Annotated in this window: 2 pseudogenes; both read right to left on the reverse strand. The window is 58.4% G+C overall.

Going from position 1 to position 377, the window contains the following annotated elements:
• Positions 1-72: pseudogene (locus tag AB4Z35_RS31165) on the reverse strand (GTP-binding protein); the annotation flags it as partial.
• 77 nt (positions 73-149) lie between these two features.
• A pseudogene (gene fusA, locus AB4Z35_RS31170) lies at positions 150-377 on the reverse strand (elongation factor G); the annotation flags it as partial.

The following is a 377-nucleotide window of genomic DNA, read 5'->3' on the forward strand; positions in this document are numbered from 1 at the left end:
GCCGTGGTCAACGTGACCAATCGTACCTACGTTCACGTGCGGCTTGGTCCGCTCGAACTTTTCCTTTGCCATTTTTCAGCTCCTAATGGAATGCAATCTTGTTGTTTCATCGCGCCGCCGCACCGGCAGGCGCGGCGGCAAACTTCCAATTACTTGCCCTTGGCCGTGATCACGGCTTCGGCGATGTTCTTGGGTGCCTCGGCGTAATGCTTGAATTCCATGGTGTACGTGGCGCGACCTTGCGTGGCCGAGCGCAGCGACGTGGAATAACCGAACATTTCCGACAGCGGGACTTCGGCCTTGATGATCTTGCCGCCGCCAATCATGTCGTCCATGCCCTGCACGATGCCGCGACGGGACGACAGATCGCCCATCAC

Source organism: Pseudomonas sp. KB_15, from assembly GCF_052114525.1.
GTDB lineage: Bacteria > Pseudomonadota > Gammaproteobacteria > Pseudomonadales > Pseudomonadaceae > Aquipseudomonas.